The organism is Gottfriedia sp. NPDC056225 (genome assembly GCF_042267765.1).
In the GTDB taxonomy this organism is placed as follows: Bacteria; Bacillota; Bacilli; order Bacillales; family Bacillaceae_G; genus Gottfriedia.
Genome location: NZ_JBHJTJ010000014.1, coordinates 43,800 through 66,030 on the forward strand (window position 1 = coordinate 43,800; position 22,231 = coordinate 66,030).

Sequence of the window (22,231 nt, forward strand, 5' to 3'; positions counted from 1 at the left end):
CCCAAAAACGCATATTTTGGAATACCCAAGCTTTATTTTATCATAGGCCAGACTATTTTGAATAGCCACGCAAATATGTCTTTTGTTCTTGAAATGCAAATGAAACAGAATATCCAATAAATGTTCCGTATAAAATGAATACACAGATAGTTGTAACTGTTGTATCAGATGAATAATCCTTAACTGCTTTTAAATCAAATGCTATTTTACCGAGCACGATAAAAACAATGACCCAAAGAATTAATCCAAAGAATATTCCCGGAAGAACACCAGTAAACCTTTTACCAATAAAGTAAAATACAAATGCGATTATAATTGAAATGATTCCGATTCCTACAATTGAAATGAGGTTTTCTATGTAACCATGTGCCCATTTTCCAAGCTTAATTTTTTCTAAAACAAAATTCGGACCAATTTGAGTAAAATCAAAATAACTAAGAACTAATAAAATAGTGGACCAAAATATCCCACCAAAAAAGCCAATACTTACGATCTTATTAAAATTCTTATTTCCATTAGATTCTCCTTGCCCACCCTGAACTTGATTCTCAGCCGGAGTTTGGTCTTGGTTTGGATTTTGATTTTGTTCCTGGTTTTGATCTTGACCTTGGTTTTGATCTTGACCCTGCTTTTCCTGTTCTTTATTCTCTTCTTGCTCTTTATGCCCTATGTCCATCTAACATTTCCCTTTCCATACATTGCTAAATATCTTACTGTATTATGTCCAACAAAGAAATTTTTAATGTGACTGTGATTATTTATTTGAAAATTACAAATATTTAAATTATTATTTTTATTTTCCTACTTCTTATACTTGCACCTTTATAATGCTTACATTTACAATAGATATAAATAGATAAATACAAGTTTAGGTTGGTGCAACATGAGAGAGAAGAATAAAGCAGTATATGGGGGTCAAGCAATCGTTGAGGGTGTAATGTTTGGTGGCAAAACACATACAGTCTCTGCAATACGCAGATCAAATGATGAAATACAATATTATGAAGAACCGATACATATAAATCGGACAATGCAAAAATTAAAAAAAATTCCATTTGTCCGTGGTGTAGTCGCGATTGTTCAAGCAAGCATCAATGGATCTAAGCATTTAAACTATTCCACTGATAGATATGGTGTAGATCCAAAAGATGATGAAAAAATAGCAATTGAACGTGAAAAACAAAAAGGTAAACTTGCAACTTATCTTGGGCTTTCATTACTTGCCGTTTTATCATTTTTAGTTGGAAAAGTTATTTTCACACTTGTGCCCGTTCTACTAGCTGCAACATTGAAACCAATATTCGAAACCGATTTTCAACAAGTCGTAATAGAAAGTATTTTAAAACTAGGTTTTCTGTTAATTTATATTTATTTAGTTTCGTTAACTCCATTTATTAAAAGAGTATTTATGTATCATGGTGCCGAACATAAAGTAATTAACGCATTTGAAAACAATATACCTTTAACAATTGAAGGCGTTCAATCACAATCACGACTACATTATCGTTGTGGTAGCAGTTTCATTCTATTTACTGTAATTGTTGGCATGTTTATTTACTTCTTAGTTCCAACAAGCCCACTTTGGTTAAGGATTGTAGATAGACTTTTATTAATTCCAGTTGTAATAGGCGTATCATTCGAAGTTTTACAATTAACAAATAAAGTTCGAAACATTCCAATATTAAGATGGGTTGGTTACCCAGGATTATGGCTTCAATTATTAACGACAAAAGAACCTACTGATGATCAAGTTGAAGTATCAATCGCCTCTTTTAACCGACTGATGGACATGGAAAAAAATAACATCAGATAATTGACAGAATTTTATAAAAAATATCAACTTATTGGATAAAATGTAATAAACTATAAGAAACAATATTTTTTCTAATACAATTAATAACAAATTTACTCTTCACTTAGGAGGTGCTTAAAGTGAATCAAAAAGTGTACACATCAATATTTTATGGAATCATTGCATTAGCACTTTTTGGCTTAATTGCTCAGTTGATACACGAACCAGCAAAAATATTACAAAGGTTTTTGTTTATAGGATTAATCCTTTTAATTCTTTATTTTATTTATAGAGTTTTTACCTCTTCAAACAGTCAAAGAAGCCAACAAGACTCTTATCGAAAGGCTGCAAAACAAACGGTAAAAAAATATAACACACAAAAATCAAGTCCGATAAAAAAATCGATGAACAAATCAAAGCCCACTTCAAGAAAAAGTACCTCCAGCCCTTTATTAAAAAAACGAATAAAGGATTCGAGCCACTTAACTGTGATTGAAGGTGAAAAGGGCAAAAAGAAAGACCGTGCTTCCTACTAAGCACGGTCTTTTTAATTATTTGAATTCGATTGTTGTTCTTCATTCGATTTTTGGATATATTTTAATGCTTCAATTCGCTCTTTATCTTCTTCAAAGAATTGAACTAATTCTCCAATTCGATCAACTGCTTCCCAACTCATATGGTGTTCCATTCCTTCAACATCTTGATAGATTAATTTTTCATCAACACCAATAATACGTAGGAATTGCTCAAGTAAAACATGACGATAAACAAGCTTTTTCCCCATTTTTTTACCTTTTTGCGTTAAGATAAGTCCTCTATACTTTTCATAAATTAAATACTCGTCTTTATCAAGTTTTTGAACCATTTTGGTCACCGACGATGGGTGTACTGATAAGGCTTCAGCAATATCAGAAACACGAGCATACCCTTTATCTTCAATTAAAAGGTAAATTTGTTCTATATAATCTTCCATACTAGGTGTGGGCATGTTCTTCCTCCAATACAGTAATTCAAACTTTTATCCGTTACAATAAGCATCAGTTAAAATGATACAACACATATTCCAAAAGAGCAATTAACATGAACTAGAATCGATAGATAGTCCTACTGTATAAGAATATGTCAAAAATAAAAAGAGTGTACCTATTAATTAGATACACATTTAAGTAAAATATTGAATTTCTCCATTTGGAAAATATTTATTTATATAGCTCGAGATCGTTTCTTCAATTGAAGCCGCCTCTTCCTTTTGATAAACATATTTTCCAATTCCATATTTCCCCCATTTATATTTCCTTTTCTCCTCATCCATCTCAAGTTTCGTATTAGGATACCTCTCTAAAATCACTTTTTTTGCAGGCTTAGTAAAACGATGCTGAATTAGCTCAAACGTCATTTTCTCATCTGCCAATTCACCTAATGCATCCTTCAACCGAATAAAAAGCTCTTCATAGCCCTCTTCCCACTCATCATGCATATAAATAGGTGCCACTATAAAACCAAATGGATAACCTGCATGCGCAACTTTTTTCGCAGCTTCTATTCTCTCATCAAATGAACCCGTACCAGGTTCAAAATTTTTAATAACATACCTAGAATTTATACTAAATCTAAATGTTGTTTTCCCATTATGTTTTGCATCGAGTAAATGATCAACATGTGGAAATTTCGTTACAAATCGTAAACGACCAAACTCAGTTTGTCCAATAAATTCAATTGTTTTCTTAAGCGAGTGAGTTAAATAATCAATCCCTACAATATCCGAAGTACACGCTGCCTCAAACCTTGTAATCTCAGGCTCCCGCTCCTTCATATATTTTTCTGCTTGTGCGAAAATATCCTCTAAATTAACATAAACCCTAATATACGGCTTTGAACCAAGAGTAGTTTGTAAATAACAATAATGACAATGTCCCATACAACCTGTAGCAAGAGGAATAGCATACTCCGCAGAAGGTTTAGAAGTCTCGAATTTTAATGTTTTACGTAATCCAACGACTAAAGTTGATTTTGCAATACGATACTTTTCTATATCATTCTCACCTGGTAAATTACGAATTTGATTATGGGAAGTCGTTTCTCTAATATCTAGCCCCATTTTCTCAAATTTCTCTTTTAACTCCATACCTAAAGGATACTCTAAAGCTTGAGGCTCAAAATAAACAAGCTTTGGTACAAAAGGTTTCATCCAATCACCCCTTCTCCACGTTATTGCTTAGTATTGACCCCAATAAAAAATAAAACATTGGAAATGGTAGGAAGTTCATTTCTTATTGTGATGTTCTTTTATTTTTTGTAGAGCACAGCTTGTGGTTTCCGGGTTATTTTTTGTTTTGATGGCTGATTGCATATGAAAACACTCTACATTACATGTAATTTTTAACTGATTTGCAATTCGGGAAGTAAAACTAAATGTTTTTCTTTAAAATGAACCGATTTTTCTTCAAATTACACTTATCTCGGCCATTCAAATAAATTTTAAAGGTCAATATGAATCTTACTGGAATACCCTTAGGCTATGGGTATATTTTTATTTTATTTGCACTTTTATCATTTTTAATTGCGATTCTCGGATTTTATTTGCATTTTTCCTATTTTTAATTGCGATTATCAGATTTTATTTGCACTTCATTGTTTATTTACACTTATTTCAATGTTATTTGCGTTCCTCAGATTTTTATTTGCACCTTTGTTTTATTTATTTGCACTTCAAAGATAATTACTCCTCTGATTATATTTGCAACTTTACCTTGTTACTCCTTTAATCCCCACACAAAAAAAGAAAGCCAAAAAGGCTTTCCTCAAAACTACCTATTACTTATAAAACTATTTACGTAAGTTCCATTCCTCAGTACTATACTTTGTAGCTAGTAGGAATTGAACTTCTTTTTCTTGAGCTTCAGTTAATTCATATGGAACTAACTCAATATCTAAGCCAATTTCAAAGCCTTTTTCAAATGCTTCGTATAGATCCGACATTGTTTTTGGAGTTGCACTTTCTGCATTAATCCAAGTTGCACGATCTAAGAATCTTTTCTTCATTTTCTCTTTTACTGCATCTGAAGAGAAAATATATAGGTCATATAGCATATCAACATCAATATTTAATGGAATTGATCCGTGTTGAAGAATTGATCCTTTTTGTCTAGTTTGAGCACTTCCAGCAATTTTTTTATCGTTCACTACGACTTCATACCAAGATGGGGCATCGAAACATACTGCACTTGCTGGGTTTTTAAGTTGATTTTTTTCTTCAGCAGTTTTTGGTACTGAAAACGATGCATCTAGACCTAGAAGCTTGTACCCTTCCAAAATTCCCATTGAAATTACTTTATATGCTTCAGTTACCGTTACAGGCATATTAGGATAGCTTTCTGGAACAATTACACTGTAAGTTAGTTCTTCATGATGTAGTACGCTTCTTCCACCAGTTTGTCGTCTAACGAAGTCACCATTGTATTTTTTTAATGCATCTAAACTAATTTCTTGATTCTTTTGGAAATAACCAATTGTGACAGTAGGATTTTCCCATTCATAAAAACGTAAAGTTGGTAGAAAGCCTTCTTCACTTTGCCATTTAATTAAGCATTCATCAAGTGCCATATTATAGCTACCAGATTTCACTCCACTATTAATAAAGTTCCACTTAGTCTTTGCCATGTTGATAAACTCCTCTTTTTTGTTTAAAATTTTACTTTTTTAATGAAAGTTTCTTGCACAATCCTATTAGAGAATTATAATAAGATAAGTAGGTAATTGAAAGGTGATGAAAAATTTGAATCAGTTTTTACCAGTAATTTTTGTCGTACTAGGTATCATTGTATACTCAACAGTAATGTATTTCTACCAAAAACGTTTAATTAAAACGTTAACTGAGGAAGAATTTCGTGCTGGCTTACGTAAAGCTCAACTAATTGACTTACGCGATCAAGAAGATTTTAAGAACGGCCATATATTGGGTGCTCGTAATATCCCGTTCGCACAACTAAAAACGCGTTCAAAAGAAATTCGTAGAGATCAGGCAGTATATTTATACGATCAAATGGGCGTTCGTCCTGGACAAGCTGCACGTATTTTACGTAAACAAGGCGTAATGGAGCTTTACCAACTTAAAGGCGGCTTCAAGCTTTGGTCTGGTAAAGTAAAAAAAGGCTTATAATCTACATTTAATGTAAATAAAAAAACTACTTCATTTTAGGAAGTAGTTTTTTACGTTTATGTAATTATTACATATGTTTATTCTTTTTGAGTTTTAGGTTTACTATATTTTTCACCTTTTGTATCAACCTTAATTGATTCGATTACTACAGGAGTTACAGGTTTTTCCATTGAATCTACTTCAACTTCATCGATTTTTTTAACAATATCGATTCCTTCAATTACTTTACCAAATGATGCATATTGTCCATCAAGGTCTGGTGTATCATTAGACATAATGAAAAATTGGCTACCAGCACTATTAGGGTCGCTAGTTCTTGCCATTGATAATACACCTGTTGTATGTTTTAAATTATTTTTAAAACCGTTTGATGTAAATTCCCCTTTTATAGTATATCCTGGTCCACCGTTACCAGTACCCTCTGGATCTCCACCTTGAATGACAAAATCTCTAACAACTCGATGGAACGTTAAACCATTATAAAACCCTTTGTTTGCTAGTGAAATGAAATTATCTACTGTATTTGGAGCAATTTTAGGATATAATTCAGCTTTAATGACACCATAATCCTTTACTGTTATCGTTGCAATTGGGTTTTTCACATGCTTATTCCCTTTTGCAGTTTTATCATTATTGTTACCACATGCGGCTAATAAGCTGATCGTTAATACAAGACAGCTTATTAAAATTGCTCTAAAAGATTTTTTTAACATTTTTACTTCTCCCCTCTTTCCATAATTATAGTTTACCAAATTTGACCACTTATTTTCTACGGTTTCAAAAAATTGGGAATTTTTACACAGATAGACATCTTCCGATAAATTTAATAAAAATTCGCCGACTGGATCGATTTAAGGTTAAGAAAGACATGTAAAATTGGAAACCACTTGAATTTTCTTCACCTTTGCCTATTTAGAGTTCTTACTGTACAAAAAAACTACTATCCATCTTTAAATGAATAGCAGCTTACTTTTTAATTTACACAACTTTTTTCGATCGTTCTTCGATATTGTTTTTCCTAAATGGAAACCACCAATTCCATTTTCCAAATAACTGCATTAAACTTGGAACTAAGACTAAGCGAACGATTGTAGCGTCCAAGAATATAGCTATTGCGATCCCGATTCCCATTTGTTTTACTGGTACCATATCAGTAAAAGCGAATGCACCAGTTATAACGATCATAATGGACGCTGCAGACGTAATAATACGACTCGTCGATACTAACCCTTCTCTAGTCGAATAAGTATTATCTCCAGATTCATAATATAACTCTTGCATTCTTGACATTAAAAATACTTCATAGTCCATGCTTAAGCCAAAAACTAATCCAAAGACAAACACCGGTAAAATCAACATAATATCAGATTGAGGTAATCCAAAATTCCCACCTTGGAATAGCCACGTAATAATTCCAAAAGTTGCGCTTAATGATAATACATTCATTAGTATTGCTTTGATTGGGATGATAATTGACCTAAAAGCAATCATTAATATGATGAAAGTACTAACCATAATGACAAGTAAACCGTATAAGATATTATCTGTAATCTCATCAAATAATTCTTGTTCGAATTTAACTTGGCCACCTACAGTATAGTTAAGGCCTTCAATTTTACCTTTATATTTATCCTCAAAATCTCGTACCCATTGCTTCCCTTTTTCTGATTTCGGATTAGAATTCAGGAAAACTTGTATATAAGTTTTATTATTTTTAATATAAGCATCAATCGCTGGCTGAATTTTTGAAGTACTAGGAGTTTTTAAAGCAGGTAATACTTGCTGTGCATTTAAATTAACTGCATTTAACACGCTTTTTACTTCATAAACATTCTGATCTTTTTCAAGTTTTTTCTGTATGTTTTCTAAGGTGTTTAAATGATCTTGATTTAAGAAATCATCTTTAGATGCCAATACGATTGATATTGTCCCATGCTTTTGAGCTTCTGGAAGGAACGCTTTTTGATATTTTTCATAATTAATTCGCGATGCTGCATCCTTCGGTAATGCATCAATCGTCGGTATATTTAAGTGCACATCTCTAATTGGAATGACAAAAAGACCTAATATGATCAAAGATGTTAGAGCCATAATGACTGGTCTTTTCATAACGAAATTTGCAAATTTTCTCCAAACCGCTTGTTGTTGGTCTTGGCTTCGATTCGCAATCGATTTTAGCGTACCTTTATTAATATTTTTACCAAGGGCTGAAAGTACAGCTGGTAGTAATGTTAATGATAAAAATAAACTGACTAAAACTACAACTGCGCCACTGATTGCAACACTTCTAAATAAATCAATATTAATGAAATAAAGTGCCGATAAACCTATAAACACACAAATTCCAGAAAAAATAATCGCTCTGCCGGCAGTTGCAAAAGTGACACTAATCGCTTCCTTAACCGTTGAATGATTCTGTAATTCAGTTTTATAACGACTTACGAATAGCAATGCAAAATCGATTGATAGTGCTAATCCAATCATCGGTGCAACATTTAATACAAAGATTGACAATTCAATATGTTTTCCAATAAAGGCTAATATACCAAAAGTACTTAAAATACTAATCATACCAATAATAATTGGAATAGCAGATGCAACTAAACTTCCAAATGCAAAAAACAATACAATAAACGCAATTGGAACACCAATCATTTCAGCTTTCTTTAAGTCTTTTTGACTAGTTTTATTCATTACATCACTTATGATCGTAAATCCAGTTGTTCCTATTTTCACAGAATCATTTGACAAGGACTCTACTTTTTTTGCAAATTTATTATTTAGATTAACAAGCTGATCATGGTCCTTTTCATTGTATAAAAAAGATAAGTAAGCGATATTCTTCTTTTTCATACTTGGATTATTTAGAGGATGATGAAATTGTTCTATATTCTTTTCTTTTTGAACTTCTTTAACGACACGTTCAATTTCAGATTGGAATTTAGCATCGGTTACCCCTTTTTTCCGTTCAAGAATTATGATTAGTGAGTCGGGTGATTGTTCAAATTCTTTTTCCAATACATTCTTAGCTTTTTCATATTCCCCAGGTGTTCTAAATCCATCCCCATCCAAAATGCCCGGTAAATGTTTGGAATATATACCTAAAAAAATTGAAATCAAGGCTAATATTGCTATGACAAAATATCGAAGTTGATAGATCGAACGACCCACCTTTTTCCAAGCACTATTTTCATTTACTGTACTTTTCATCTTTCCACTCCTTATTTACATATCCTACCAATATTTTATCAAACTTTAGTGTAAATTCGCCTATTTATTTTATATTTTGACATAAGAATTTTTAAAGAAAACTCGCAAAAATTGATGGACCTTAAAGTGAAGACCGATTCGTAAGTGTAATTTGTGTAACTACGACGAGTGTCCTTCTTAGCTGCATATTTATTCTTTCTTAAGATGATAAAAAAACGCCCAAAATATAAATCAAATTGATTTATATTTGAGCGCTAAAATTTTGAAACAAATATAGCAACGATTATGCCTAATATTGCCCCGACAACAACTTCATATGAAGTATGACCTACTAATTCATTTAATGCTTTATAATTTTTTATTCTCCCATGAAAAAAATCATTTAATAACTTTGCATGTTTACTAACTGCAAGTCTAACGCCAGAAGCATCGTACATAATAATCGTCGCAAAAATCGCTGAGATTGCGAAAGTAACATTTTCAAAGCCTTCTGTTAGCCCTACACTCAGTGCTAATCCTGTCACCGTAGAAGAATGTGAACTTGGCATTCCACCAGAGGCAAAAAACTTAGATATATCAAAGTCCTTTTCTTTAAACAAATGAATAATAACCTTTAAGAACTGTGCAATAAACCACGCGATCACCGCTGAAACCAATGGTTCGTTATGAAGTATCGACAAAACGTACCTCCTCTAAATACAAAAAATTATTATTCCATTATTATCTTCCTTAAGTAATTGTATATTCACCAACTTTGTAAAAGAACTGATATTTAAGTCAGAAATAAGGAATTCGTAATCTGGGCAATGGTAGCGTAGTATAAAATATTCCACTTGCATTTTCTGACTTTAATGTTCTACCTCATTGACTTGAAATTCTTGCCTTTAACGATCGCCCTAAATTTTTTTAATAAATTATCATTTTTCAAATTGACAATTCATACAATTCTGATAGACTTAGTTGTAATTAATATCTAGGAGGAAGCCCATGAGCCAAGCCAACGACTTAAAACCCATCATTGAGGTCGTGGAATCGTTACTTAGTGGTTTAAAATTTGGAACAATCACATTAGTCGTTCAAGATGGGAGAATTATTCAAGTAGAAAAACAAGAAAAAATACGATTAAAGTAAAATGTGTTCCTGCTGACTAGAAAAACTAGAGGCAGCTCAAGTCTACGAAACTGTAGATTTGGGCTGCCTTTTTCTTTTTAGGATAACTTAAATGGAAATAAACGTTCTTTTGAAGAAGATCTGTTCCGCTCTACTCTCTTAGTCAATTGGAGGAAAGAAAATGAGGTTTGAAAATTGGAACGAGAAAAATATTCCTAATTTTTCGATTGAAAATGAAACAAAAGGTGCACTTGAAGTACTCGAGTGGGCTTACAAAACCTATGGTGATGAGCTAATTTATGCTTGTAGCTTTGGTGTTGAGGGAATCTTATTAATTGATTTAATTTCAAAAGTTAAACCTGATGCAAAGATTGTATTTTTAGAGACCGGCCTACATTTTAAGGAAACATATGAATTAATAGACCGTGTCCAAGCAAAATATCCACGCTTACAAATTGAAAAGAAAACACCAGGTGTTACTTTAGAAGAACAAGCGAGTATTCACGGAGATGAGTTATGGAAGCGTGAACCGAATAAGTGCTGTAATATTCGCAAAATCCTACCGCTTCAAGAAGCTCTAAAGGGTGCTCCAGCTTGGATCTCAGGCTTAAGAAGGGAACAATCACCTTCAAGGCAAAAAACAGAATTTCTTAATCTAGATCAAAAGTTCAATTCAATAAAGGTTTGCCCCTTAATTCATTGGACTTGGAAGGAAGTTTGGCGATATGTATATTACAAAAAACTTCCATACAATCCATTACATGATATAGGTTATCCAAGCATTGGTTGTGAGGTTTGTACTTTGCCTGTTTCAAACTCTTCAGATAGTCGTTCTGGACGTTGGTCAGGAACAAATAAAACAGAATGCGGTTTACATGACTAGTTGTCTTATTAGTTGCTAAAAAATTAAATTTTATTCTTACTAACTATTAAATTAGGAAAATATAAGGAGTGTTTTGGAATGAGTTTAGCCCCTCACGGTGGAGTCTTAATTAATCGATTTTATCCAGAAGTAGCTGTTAGAGATGGTCTGAAAGAAATTCCTTTAGATTTAATTGCTTTAAGTGATCTCGAGTTAATTGGAAATGGTGCCTATAGTCCCCTAACTGGATTTTTAGGAAAAGATGATTATGAGCAAGTCGTAAGCACAATGAGATTAAAAAATGGAACAGTATGGAGTATTCCAATTACCCTTCCTTTAAATGGTCAATTAGCTAGTAAGCTAAAACTAGGTGAAGTAGTGAAACTTACTTGGGAAAATGATGTGTATGCATTGTTAGCGATTGAAGATATTTATACACCTAATAAATTACTAGAAGCACAGTTTGTTTATGGAACTACTGACACAAACCACCCTGGAGTTGCGAAAATGTATTCTCGTGGTGATGTTTATTTAGGTGGAGAAGTAACTGTTATTAAACAAATTAATCGTACTAAGTTCACTGAGCATTACTTAAGTCCAAAAGAAACGAGAGAAAAATTTACGTCATTAAATTGGAAGAAAATTGTTGGATTTCAAACTCGTAATCCAGTTCATCGTGCCCATGAGTATATTCAAAAAACTGCACTTGAAATCGTAGACGGCTTGTTCTTAAACCCATTAGTTGGTGAGACAAAATCAGATGATATTCCTGCGGAAGTTCGTATGAAAAGCTATAAAGTATTACTTCAAAACTATTACCCAACAGACCGAGTATTTTTAGCTGTATTCCCTGCCGCTATGCGATATGCGGGCCCAAGAGAAGCTGTGTTCCATTCGATCGTTAGAAAAAATTATGGCTGCACACATTTTATAGTCGGCCGTGATCATGCTGGAGTAGGTAATTACTATGGAACATATGATGCACAAAAAATCTTTCAAAATTTTTCACAGGATGAATTAGGAATCAATCTCTTATTCTTTGAAAATAGTTTCTATTGCTCAAAATGCGAGAATATGGGTTCAACAAAAACTTGTCCGCATGGTAGTGAGCACCATGTAACTTTATCTGGTACAAAGGTTCGTGAAATGCTGAAAAACGGTGAAGTTCCTCCTTCAGCTTTTAGTAGGAAAGAAGTTGTTGAAGTATTAATAGAGGGATTGAAAGAACCTCAATCAATTTCAGCAGAATAGGAGAAATTTTAAATGTCTAAAAATATTGTTTGGCACCAAGCAAGTATTACAAAACAAGATCGTCGTCTCAAAAACAATCACCACAGCGCTATTTTATGGTTTACAGGTTTATCAGCTTCAGGTAAATCGACTATTGCTAACGAAATTGCAAAAGCATTGTTCAATCTTAATGTTCAACAGTACGTCTTGGACGGTGATAATATTCGTCATGGCTTAAACAACGATCTTGGCTTCACTGATCATGATCGAACTGAAAACATTCGTCGAATTGGTGAAGTAGCTAAGCTCTTTGTAGATAATGGGCAGATTGTCTTAACTGCCTTTATCTCCCCATTTATAGCTGATCGAAATATAGTACGGTCATTAGTCGCGCAAGATGAATTTATTGAAGTTTATGTAGAATGCTCTGTTGAGACATGTGAAAGTAGAGACCCGAAAGGGCTTTATAAAAAAGCAAAAAATGGTGAAATTCAAAACTTTACGGGCATCAGTTCTCCGTATGAAGCTCCATTAAATCCAGAAATTACATTAAATACAGATAAACTATCCGTTCAAGAATGTGTTGAAACAGTACTTCAATTTTTAAAGAGTAAAAATTATATTGGGTAAGGTGATGTTCGATGCCATTTGAAAAAATATGGAAAGACAATCTTAAGTTAAATGAAACTGAAAAAACGAAACTCGTTAAAGATGGACTTAAAATTTATGAGGACATCCCCCACTATGCTAAAAATGGCTTTGAGTCCATACCAAAGGATCAATGGGATTTATTCAAGTGGGCTGGATGCTATCTACAAAAACCAAAAGAAGCTGGTTATTTTATGATGCGTGTAAATGTTCCTTCTGGAATTTTAACGCATGATCAACTTGTCACATTAGCTGAAATCGCACGTGATTATGGTCGAGATGTATATGACATTACAACTCGTCAAGCAATCCAATTTCATTGGTTAACAATTGATCAAATACCTGATATTTTCACACGCTTAGAAAAAGTTGGGCTTTCTAGTTCCGGTGCGTGCGGTGATATTACTCGTAATATCGTTGGAAATCCACTTGCAGGAATCGATCCAAATGAATTATTTGATACTACACCAATTGTGAAGGAAATTTATGAATTCTTTCAGTTTAATGAAGATTTCTCTAATCTACCTAGAAAATATAAAATGTCGATTAGTACAAATAAGAGTAATGCATCCAATGCAGAAATTAACTGTATTTCATTTGTTCCAGCAATTAAAGATATTGATGGAAAAGAAACTTCTGGTTTCCATGTAAAAGTTGGTGGTGGACTTTCTTCCGCTCCACATTTAGCTCAAGAACTAGATCTATTCGTACTACCACATCAAGTGAAAGAAGTTTCAATAGCTGTTACAACAATCTTTAGAGATTTTGGCTATCGTGAAAAACGCCATCACTCCCGTTTAAAGTTTTTGGTCGCTGATTGGGGAGTTGAGAAGTTTAAAGAAGTTTTAGAAGGATACACAGGTAAGTTATTAACGAAAGGAACAGGCTTTGATGAGTCATGGAATGCAGGGTATTTTTACGGAGTTCATCCACAAAAGCAAGAAGGACTAAATTATGTGGGATTAAGTATACCTGTTGGACGATTACATTCTAAAGACGTTTTTGAATTAGCTAGAATCGTAAAAAGATATGGTAATGGTGAAATACGAAATTGTAATTCACAAAATTTAATTTTGCCAAATATCCCAACAGAAAATCTTGATGAACTATTAAAGGAACCTATTCTTGAAAAATTCACGCCAGTGCCTCCAAAATTCGTCGGCTACTCCGTTGCTTGTACTGGGAATGAGTATTGCAATTTAGCATTAGTGGAAACAAAAGCTCGTATGAAGGATACTGCTTCTTATTTAGATGAAAAAATCACATTAGATGTCCCTGTCAGAATTCATATGGTCGGTTGCCCTAACTCTTGTGGTCAAAGAGCAATCGCAGATATAGGTCTCCAAGGGATCAAAGCTCGTAATGAGAAAAAAGAATTAGTAGAAGCTTTTGAAATTTACGTAGGTGGTACATTAGCGAATGGTGGTAAATTAAACGAAAAGTTAAAAGGTAAAGTTGAATCCCCTGCCCTTCATCTAGTGTTAGAAAAATTCTTGCAGCACTTTAGTCAAAATAAACTACCTTCTGAACCTTATTTAGATTATGTATCAAGAGTTGGAATTGAACAATTGCAAAATCATTTAACTTCTATTCTTGAAACTGTTAAAGCATCTTAAAGAAAGACGGTGACATATGTTTTTATATCGATTTGAAGCAACGATCCAAAACCGTGTCGTTCCTATTGTTATTCTAGCAAGTGATGATGAGAAAGCATTTAAACTAGTTGATACCGAACTTGAAAAGTTTTATGTAAAAAAACCAGACGTTAAAGATCTACTAATGTATGAAAAAAAGAAAGTCAGTCAAAGTGGTGGATTTGTTTTAGATTTAGAAGTTTTAAGTAAACGATAAATGATGAGGTGTGTGGAATGATTGGAAAAGTTTATTTAGTTGGTGCTGGGCCAGGGGATGTTGATCTAATTACTGTAAAAGGACTAAAGTGCATTCAAAATGCAGATGTCATTATATATGACCGATTAGTCAATAAGGAACTACTAGATTATGCAAAAGAATCCGTCGAGTTAATATACGCTGGTAAACTACCAAACTACCATGCATTGAAGCAAGAAACTATAAATGCCTTCCTAGTGAAATATGCTAAAAAAGGCAAAAACGTTGTTCGATTAAAAGGTGGAGACCCCTTCATTTTTGGCCGCGGAGGTGAAGAAGCAGCTTATCTTGTTGAACGTGGTGTTTCCTTTGAAATTGTTCCTGGTATTACTTCAGGTATAGCAGCCCCAGCTTATGCTGGCATACCTGTCACCCACCGTGATTACAGTAGTTCATTTGCTTTTGTAACAGGGCATTGCAAAGAAGAGGATACTGTTAAATGGGCAGCTTTAGCAAAAGGCATTGATACACTAGCAATTTATATGGGAGTTAATAATTTACCATATATTCGTCAGCAACTAATTTCAAATGGAAAACATCAAGACACCCCTGTTGCACTAATTCATTACGGTACTACTGAACAACAGCGAACTGTTATAAGTACATTAAAAAATGTCTTATCAGACGTTGAAAAAGAAAAAATAACAAACCCTAGTATGATTATTGTAGGAGAGGTCGTTCATTTACATCATCAATTACAATGGTTTGAAACGAAATATAACGCTATGGCTGACCATAAAAATATTAATTATTCTAGTCTTTAAATTCTCACCTAGCATGAAATGAGGTGCTTTACAATGGATGCAATATTATATGTATGTCATGGAAGCCGTGTAAAATCGGCTGTCCATTCTGCCATACAATTTGTTAAAAAAGTTCAAAAGCAAATTGATTGCAAAGTACAAGAAATTAGTTTCATCGAACTCGCTGAACCATCAATTTCAGTAGGATTAGAGAATTGTTTGCGTAAAGGAGCAAAATCGGTAACAGTATTGCCGGTTTTACTCCTTTCTGCAAATCATGCAAAGGTAGATATACCTCTAGAAATTGCAAAATTTCAAGAGGTATATCCAGACATTACAATTAATATAGCTGAACCAATTGGCATTCACCAAAATATGATTGAATTAATTAAAAAACGCATCAATGAAAAAGTGAAGTATTTAATTAAACCAACCAAAATTATGTTAGTTGGACGAGGAAGTAGTGATCCACTAACCATCAAAGATTTTAATTCGATTGTTAAACTCCTTGAGGTTAATATAAATCACCCCGTTCTAGCAGCTTTTATGGCTGTTTCAAAGCCATCTATTCATGAAGCTTGGAATCAACTAATGAACGAACAAAATACTCAAGTTATTATTGTACCTTATTTATTTTTTTCAGGAACGCTTATGAATGAAATAAAGCATAAACAAAAAACACTACCTCTAGCTATGCAAAATAACTGGATATTATGTGAACCATTAGGATATGACCCTTTAATTACTTCAATTTTTACTGAAAGAATTCATGAATCTCAAGCAAAACAATTAATCACAGTGGCAAAATAAAAGCTCTTGTTCCTTCTATGAAGAACAAGAGCTTTACTATTAATTATTTACTTTCAACTTTCAAGAAATTTGTTGGTTTGTAAGTTGGAAGTGTTTGTAAAAAACGATTAATTCTTTTTGTAGCTTCAATTAATTGATTTAATGAAGTTGCATAAGAACATCGAATATAGCCTTCACCACAATCCCCAAAAACATTTCCCGGGACGACCGCTACTCTCTCTTTTAATAATAATTGTTCAGCAAATTCCTCTGATGTTAAACCAGTATTTTGAATTGATGGGAAAACATAGAATGCGCCACCTGGATTATGACATGATAATCCAATTTCTTGTAGTGATTGAACAAGGAAATTACGGCGTTGCATATAGCTTCTTCTCATAGCTTCTACATCATGATCTCCATTACGAAGTGCTTCAACCGCTGCATGCTGAGACATTGTTGGTGCACACATGATTGCATATTGATGAACCTTAAGCATATGGGAAATAATGTCTGAAGGTGCAGCAACAATCCCTAAACGCCAACCTGTCATCGCAAATGTTTTCGAAAATCCAGAGATTAAGATTGTATGATCTCTCATTCCATCTATATTTGCAAAGCTTGTATATTCGCCATCATAAACAAGTTCAGCATAAATTTCATCCGAAATAACTAATAAATTATGTTTTTTAACAAATATAGCTAAATCTTCTAATAATTCTTTTTCTAATAAAGTACCAGTTGGATTATTAGGGTTACAAAGTAAGATTGCCTTTGTTTTCGGTGTAATTTTCTTTTTTAACGCTTGGAGATTAATTTTAAACTCCTCTTCTCCCGTCGTCGCTAAATGAACTGGAACACCACCAGCTAGTGATACAAGAGGCGCATATGATACAAAGCATGGATCAATGACGATTACTTCGTCCCCTGGATTTAAAATTGTTCTTAAAGCAATATCAATCCCTTGGCTTGCCCCTACAGTTATAATTAATTCTTCCTCTGGACTATAATGCACATCAAATTTCTTTGCAAAATAACGACTAACTTCCTCACGTAATTCTAGTAGTCCAGCATTTGAAGTGTATGCCGTATGTCCAGTCTCTAATGAATAAATACTTGCTTCTCTTACGTTCCAAGGCGTAACAAAGTCAGGTTCACCTACCCCAAGTGAAATGACATTATCCATACTAGCCGCTAAATCAAAAAACTTACGAATCCCTGATGGTTGTAGTGAAGTTACTGTATTTGATAAATTAAATTTACTCATGGCGTGATCACCATACGCTTATCACTTTGTTTTTGACCATATACAATACTGTCATGCTTATATCGTTTTAAAATAAAATGGGTAGTTGTTGATAAAATAGATTCTAAAGTTGAAAGTTTTTGAGATACAAATGAAGCGATTGATGTCATTGTCTTCCCTTCAACTACAACTGATAAATCATATGTTCCTGACATTAAATAAACCGATTTTACTTCTGGGTATAAATAGATTTTTTCTGCAATCTCATCAAAGCCAACCCCACGTTTTGGTGCAACCTTAACATCAATCATTGCAGTTATACTTTCTTGAACTGGCACTTTACCCCAATCAATAAGCGTAATATATTGAAGAATAACACGATCATTTTCGAACTTCGTTAATATTTGAGCTACTTCTTCTTCTGTAGCTCCGATCATTTTTGCCAAAACATCATTATTTAATCGACCATTTTGTTCGATACACTGTAATAATTGTATTTCTTTTTCTGTCATATCCATTTACTCCTTATGTATTCCATTATTCCTGGAATAACCTTCAGTTGTTTATTCTATTCATCTATATTTTAATATTTTTGTTAGATGACACTTTTGTAAAGAATTCTTCGTAAATCACTTGAACAGCTTTTTTCTCATCACATGATTTTACGCCAAACATCATACTAACCTCTGATGACCCTTGGTTTATCATTTCAATATTGATCCCTGCACTTGCTAATGCTTGACTCGCTCTTGCAGTAGTACCAACATTATGACGCATCCCCTCACCCACTAGCATAATCAATGCAAGGTCCCTTTCAACGAAAACATAGTCTGCATGTAATTCATCTCTGATCCGATTAATAATTTGAAATTCCATTTCATCAGTTAATTGACTTTGACGAATGATGATTGAAATATCGTCAATTCCACTCGGTTGATGCTCATATGAAATTTGATAATCTTCAAGAATTTGCAATAATTTACGACCAAATCCAATCTCTCTGTTCATTAAATACTTGCTTATATAAATACTACAAAATCCATTGTCACTAGCAATACCAATTAAAGGACCGTTTGACAAGGCTCGTTCCTTTACAATTCGTGTACCAGGAGCTGCGGGATTATTCGTATTTTTAATGTTTACTGGAATGCCAGCTTCAAAGGCGGGAATCAATGCTTCGTCATGAAATACATTAAAGCCTGCATAAGATAGCTCTCGCATTTCTCGGTAAGTTAATTCTTTAATTTCCTTAGGATTTTTTATAATTGCCGGATTAACAGAAAAAACTGCGTCAACATCTGTGAAGTTTTCATACAGTGTAGCTTTAACTCCATTTGCCACAACAGATCCAGTAATATCCGATCCACTCCGTGAGAATGTAACGATATGCCCGTCTTCTGAATAGCCAAAAAATCCTGGGAAAATGAGTATTCCTGATTTTTTTCTCAATTTGAATAAGTTCTCATAGCTTTTCTGTAAAACTTGGGCATGTCCTGGTTCATTTGTTACAAATAAACCCGCTTCTTTTGGATTAATGTAACTAGCCTCAAGTCCTTTTAACTGAAAATAAGAAGCTACTAATCTAGCACAGTTATCTTCCCCACATGCCATAACAGCATCCATAAATCTTGCAGGATCATCCCTCTTACTACTAATCGAAAGTTCGATACCTAGTGAAATTTCATTCACAATATCCGCATGTATTCCTAATCCATTTGCAATTTCAGAATACCTTTGAATGATTTGATCAAATTCTTTAGAATAATCCTTTTCCTGTAGAGCAAGCTGTGCGCAATTAATTAGTAAATCGGTAACTTTAATATCCTCTGGAAATCTTTTACCTGGTGCAGATACAACGATAATTTTACGTTCAACATCTGATGTAACAATCTGAAATACTTTTTCAATTTGTTCAGAAGTGGCTAATGAAGACCCACCAAATTTTACGATTTTCATTTTTATTACCCCTAATTAAGTTAATTTTCAGTTAAAATAATGCTACAATTATCCTCCTATTATGAGAAAAAATCAACACTATTTAAAAAGATTTTTGGGAAAATTTAGTATTCCACAAAAAGAATTTTGCTTTGTTATGGGTATTTATTCACTCTAGTGAAAAAGTTGGTCATAGGAAGCACTGAATTTAATAGGTATAAGGTAGTGCAGACGAAAAAAGGTAGGATAAAGGGGATACTTGAACAAGCGTACAGCTGGCTCATAAAAGTTTCCTGTTTTTTCTTCCTCGCTATTTCGCAATTTTACTTTTGACTCCAATGGCTACGCTTAATAATTTTGTATAAAAATCCACTTAAAAATATTTTCATAAAATTTAAACTGCTATCTCAAAAATATGTTAAATGAAAAAATTCCTCTAAAAAAACTCCCTATTTTTAGCAATCTCTTTACGAAAAGGAGATTACTAAAAATGGGGAGCTCATACTATTATAGCTCTAGTAGGAAAGAGAATTCAGTATATTCATTTTCTACACTAGTAGCAGAAATCGCACCACCTAAACGATTTGAAATTGACTGCGCAATTGACAGACCAAGTCCATATCCTTCTGTTTTGTGTGCCCTTGAAGGATCTGAACGGTAGAAGCGATCAAATACTTTTGGCAATTCCTCGGAAGTAATTCCTTTGCCACTATTTCTAATTGTAAACTTCACTTGTCGTTTTAATTTTTTTAGTGAAACGTCAATTTGTCCACGCTCATTTATGTATTTAACTGCATTATCAAATAAGATAGTCAATAGCTGCTTAATTTTGTCTGGATCACTTTCAACCATAATGTTTGATTCAATTGAATGATTTAGTGTAATTTCTTTATTCTTCAATACTGTTTCCATCGACATCATCACTTCATTTACTTCAATACTGAGATCAAAGAGCTTAATTTCTATCTCATCAATTGCTTCTTCCATTTTAGTTAAAGTTAATAGGCTATTAATTAATTTTGTCATTCGATCAGAGCCAACTTTTATATGGTTGAACCATTTTTGTTGATTTTCAATCGTTTCATCCTTATTCGCCATTAATACATCATAATTCACATTAATAATAGCTAATGGTGTTTTTAACTCATGTGATGCATCTGCAACAAATTGATTTTGCTTTTTCCAAGCTTCAGCAATCGGTTCAATTGCTCGATTTGCAAAATAACGACTGATAAAATAAATTGCAAAAAGCGTTATAAGACCTACACTTATTAATGTTGTAAGCAGTTTAAATAACGCTTTATGAGAATCGGTAACATCTAAAAAATTAATTAATGTCACTTTATTTATTATTTGTGGTGGCAGTTCATTTGTTTGATTAGCAATTATCTCTGAAGGCTTTATTACGTATTGCCATTTTTTTCCATCTAGAGTGAAAGTTGAAAAGTTCTTCTTATTTTCCAATGCAATCTCTGTAGCTTTTTTAAAGTTTTCCGTAGGCATTGAAATAAACGAATGCCCTTCTATAACATTTCCATTTGAATCAACTTCCACACTAAAAGAAACCGAATCTCCTAGAGATATTTTTTGCGTCACAATTCCGCCTTCACCAATTATATTCGTAATTTCCTTTTTGCTTTGCGCCGGTCCATTTTCTTCAATGTTATTTTTCAGCTCAGACCCTATTTCTTTTCTTTTAATCTCTCTTTGAATCGTAACTAGTTTTTCCGTCTGTGCATCTAGCTTTTTTTTATTTTCATTTTGAATATTGTTATATGTCATTATGTAGATGATTGTAAAGGCTCCAAGCATTACCAATGAGATAACTGACATATTAATAAGCAAAAATTTATTTCGGAGTTTCTTAAACATATTTTTCTCCAGTTTTATCATTTTTCAAAAAATAACCTGCACCTCGAATTGTTGCTATTGAAACAGTTGATTCAACCTGTCTTAACTTTTTTCGTAAAAGTGAAACTTGTACTTCTACATGACGATCATCAGTATCTGTGTCATAGCCCCAAAGCTTTTCAATTATAATTTCTTTCGAGCTAATTGCTTCTTTTCGGTTAATAAGCAACTCTAACAGTTGAAACTCTTTTAAAGTCAACTTAACTTCATTTTCTCTGCAGCATAAAACTAACATCTTTTGATTAAGCGAAATATCTTCATAAGTAAGAATACCATCTCTTATTAACTCTGTTTTTCGTCGTCCTAATGCTCTAAGTCTAGCAAGAAGTTCATCAGTGTGGAATGGCTTCGCTAGGTAATCATCAGCACCACTATCTAAACCTCTTATTTTATCAGTAAGATCGCCTTTAGCTGTCAACAAAATGACTGGCGTCTTAATTCCATTTTTGCGTAATTCTATTAGTACTTGAATGCCATCCATTTTAGGAAGCATGATATCTAGAATAATAATGTCATATATATTTGACAGTCCACAATCTAGTCCAAACTCACCATCACTTGCTAAATCGACACTGTAGTGATTTTTCTTTAAAACTTGTGCAATTGCCTCCGAAATATAAATTTCATCTTCTACTATTAATATCCTCATTTAAGTTTCCTCTTTACCGTTGATTCTTTAACAAAGCACCCCCAGCAAATGAGCTAT

General features: G+C 33.2%; 23 protein-coding genes. 11 read left to right on the forward strand and 12 right to left on the reverse strand.

All coding sequences use genetic code 11. The features are described 5' to 3' along the window. Positions 1–52: 52 nt before the first annotated feature. Positions 53–676 carry a YqhR family membrane protein gene (locus tag ACFCYN_RS11495; RefSeq protein ID WP_172443908.1) on the reverse strand — a complete coding sequence of 208 codons (624 nt, stop codon included), beginning with the start codon at positions 674–676 and terminating at the stop codon, positions 53–55. Positions 677–883: 207 nt separating this feature from the next. Between ACFCYN_RS11495 and ACFCYN_RS11500 the strand changes: the two genes are divergently transcribed. Both ACFCYN_RS11500 and ACFCYN_RS11505 read left to right on the forward strand, forming a co-directional pair. Continuing rightward, the gene (locus tag ACFCYN_RS11500) at positions 884–1,813 is read left to right on the forward strand and encodes a DUF1385 domain-containing protein (protein ID WP_098171063.1); all 930 of its coding nucleotides are present in this window, start codon (positions 884–886) and stop codon (positions 1,811–1,813) included. A gap of 119 nt (positions 1,814–1,932) precedes the next feature. Next, entirely contained in the window at positions 1,933–2,328 is a 396-nt protein-coding gene (locus tag ACFCYN_RS11505; RefSeq protein WP_172443906.1) for an SA1362 family protein, read from the forward strand. 11 nt (positions 2,329–2,339) lie between these two features. On the opposite strand, the gene mntR is transcribed toward ACFCYN_RS11505, so the two are convergent. From mntR to ACFCYN_RS11520, 3 genes are all read right to left on the reverse strand, one after another. Then, positions 2,340–2,780: a transcriptional regulator MntR gene (gene mntR / locus ACFCYN_RS11510; RefSeq protein ID WP_172443905.1), complete on the reverse strand. Its 441-nt coding sequence runs from the start codon at positions 2,778–2,780 to the stop codon at positions 2,340–2,342. A 174-nt stretch (positions 2,781–2,954) separates the two neighbouring features. Continuing rightward, positions 2,955–3,980 carry a spore photoproduct lyase gene (gene splB, locus ACFCYN_RS11515; RefSeq protein WP_172443904.1) on the reverse strand — a complete coding sequence of 342 codons (1,026 nt, stop codon included), beginning with the start codon at positions 3,978–3,980 and terminating at the stop codon, positions 2,955–2,957. Positions 3,981–4,618: 638 nt separating this feature from the next. Beyond that, positions 4,619–5,452, reverse strand: coding sequence for a lipoate--protein ligase family protein (locus tag ACFCYN_RS11520; protein ID WP_375949389.1), 834 nt, complete (start codon positions 5,450–5,452; stop codon positions 4,619–4,621). Between the two features lie 106 nt (positions 5,453–5,558). Here ACFCYN_RS11520 and ACFCYN_RS11525 point away from each other — a divergent pair, with 106 nt between their 5' ends. Next, complete coding sequence (locus ACFCYN_RS11525; RefSeq protein WP_098120106.1) at positions 5,559–5,951, forward strand: rhodanese-like domain-containing protein; 393 nt, start codon at positions 5,559–5,561, stop codon at positions 5,949–5,951. Between the two features lie 77 nt (positions 5,952–6,028). On the opposite strand, the gene ACFCYN_RS11530 is transcribed toward ACFCYN_RS11525, so the two are convergent. From ACFCYN_RS11530 to ACFCYN_RS11540, 3 genes are all read right to left on the reverse strand, one after another. Next, positions 6,029–6,664: a peptidylprolyl isomerase gene (locus ACFCYN_RS11530; protein ID WP_375949391.1), complete on the reverse strand. Its 636-nt coding sequence runs from the start codon at positions 6,662–6,664 to the stop codon at positions 6,029–6,031. 265 nt (positions 6,665–6,929) lie between these two features. Then, on the reverse strand, positions 6,930–9,161 hold the full coding sequence (locus ACFCYN_RS11535) for an MMPL family transporter (RefSeq protein ID WP_375949393.1): 2,232 nt from the start codon (positions 9,159–9,161) through the stop codon (positions 6,930–6,932). A 254-nt stretch (positions 9,162–9,415) separates the two neighbouring features. Then, positions 9,416–9,841 carry a divergent PAP2 family protein gene (locus ACFCYN_RS11540; protein ID WP_098120058.1) on the reverse strand — a complete coding sequence of 142 codons (426 nt, stop codon included), beginning with the start codon at positions 9,839–9,841 and terminating at the stop codon, positions 9,416–9,418. Positions 9,842–10,148: 307 nt separating this feature from the next. Here ACFCYN_RS11540 and ACFCYN_RS11545 point away from each other — a divergent pair, with 307 nt between their 5' ends. The 8 genes from ACFCYN_RS11545 to ACFCYN_RS11580 all read left to right on the forward strand — a co-directional run bounded on the left by ACFCYN_RS11545 (position 10,149) and on the right by ACFCYN_RS11580 (position 16,454). Continuing rightward, entirely contained in the window at positions 10,149–10,292 is a 144-nt protein-coding gene (locus ACFCYN_RS11545) for a YezD family protein (protein WP_098120057.1), read from the forward strand. A gap of 160 nt (positions 10,293–10,452) precedes the next feature. Beyond that, positions 10,453–11,154 carry a phosphoadenylyl-sulfate reductase gene (locus tag ACFCYN_RS11550; protein ID WP_375949395.1) on the forward strand — a complete coding sequence of 234 codons (702 nt, stop codon included), beginning with the start codon at positions 10,453–10,455 and terminating at the stop codon, positions 11,152–11,154. Positions 11,155–11,232: 78 nt separating this feature from the next. Beyond that, on the forward strand, positions 11,233–12,384 hold the full coding sequence (sat, locus tag ACFCYN_RS11555; RefSeq protein WP_375949397.1) for a sulfate adenylyltransferase: 1,152 nt from the start codon (positions 11,233–11,235) through the stop codon (positions 12,382–12,384). Positions 12,385–12,396: 12 nt separating this feature from the next. Next, complete coding sequence (cysC, locus tag ACFCYN_RS11560; RefSeq protein WP_172443898.1) at positions 12,397–12,993, forward strand: adenylyl-sulfate kinase; 597 nt, start codon at positions 12,397–12,399, stop codon at positions 12,991–12,993. Positions 12,994–13,004: 11 nt separating this feature from the next. Beyond that, complete coding sequence (locus ACFCYN_RS11565; protein ID WP_375949399.1) at positions 13,005–14,627, forward strand: nitrite/sulfite reductase; 1,623 nt, start codon at positions 13,005–13,007, stop codon at positions 14,625–14,627. Positions 14,628–14,643: 16 nt separating this feature from the next. After that, a complete protein-coding gene (locus tag ACFCYN_RS11570; protein WP_172443896.1) occupies positions 14,644–14,862 on the forward strand; it encodes a DUF3906 family protein in 219 nt (72 codons plus the stop codon). Positions 14,863–14,879: 17 nt separating this feature from the next. After that, the gene (cobA, locus tag ACFCYN_RS11575) at positions 14,880–15,665 is read left to right on the forward strand and encodes a uroporphyrinogen-III C-methyltransferase (protein WP_172443895.1); all 786 of its coding nucleotides are present in this window, start codon (positions 14,880–14,882) and stop codon (positions 15,663–15,665) included. 33 nt (positions 15,666–15,698) lie between these two features. Continuing rightward, the gene (locus ACFCYN_RS11580; RefSeq protein ID WP_172443894.1) at positions 15,699–16,454 is read left to right on the forward strand and encodes a sirohydrochlorin chelatase; all 756 of its coding nucleotides are present in this window, start codon (positions 15,699–15,701) and stop codon (positions 16,452–16,454) included. 43 nt (positions 16,455–16,497) lie between these two features. Here ACFCYN_RS11580 and ACFCYN_RS11585 read toward each other — a convergent pair whose 3' ends face one another. From ACFCYN_RS11585 to ACFCYN_RS11605, 5 genes are all read right to left on the reverse strand, one after another. After that, positions 16,498–17,700 carry an aminotransferase gene (locus ACFCYN_RS11585; protein WP_098120049.1) on the reverse strand — a complete coding sequence of 401 codons (1,203 nt, stop codon included), beginning with the start codon at positions 17,698–17,700 and terminating at the stop codon, positions 16,498–16,500. Next, positions 17,697–18,197, reverse strand: a complete 501-nt coding sequence (locus tag ACFCYN_RS11590; protein ID WP_172443893.1) for an Lrp/AsnC family transcriptional regulator — start codon at positions 18,195–18,197, stop codon at positions 17,697–17,699. The genes ACFCYN_RS11585 and ACFCYN_RS11590 overlap by 4 nt, the downstream gene beginning before the upstream one ends. Positions 18,198–18,255: 58 nt before the next feature. After that, positions 18,256–19,635 carry an aspartate kinase gene (locus ACFCYN_RS11595; protein WP_375949403.1) on the reverse strand — a complete coding sequence of 460 codons (1,380 nt, stop codon included), beginning with the start codon at positions 19,633–19,635 and terminating at the stop codon, positions 18,256–18,258. 486 nt (positions 19,636–20,121) lie between these two features. Next, on the reverse strand, positions 20,122–21,486 hold the full coding sequence (locus tag ACFCYN_RS11600) for a sensor histidine kinase (protein ID WP_375949405.1): 1,365 nt from the start codon (positions 21,484–21,486) through the stop codon (positions 20,122–20,124). Next, positions 21,479–22,174, reverse strand: coding sequence for a response regulator transcription factor (locus tag ACFCYN_RS11605; protein ID WP_375949407.1), 696 nt, complete (start codon positions 22,172–22,174; stop codon positions 21,479–21,481). Before ACFCYN_RS11605 ends, ACFCYN_RS11600 begins: the two co-directional genes overlap by 8 nt. Positions 22,175–22,231: the final 57 nt, after the last annotated feature.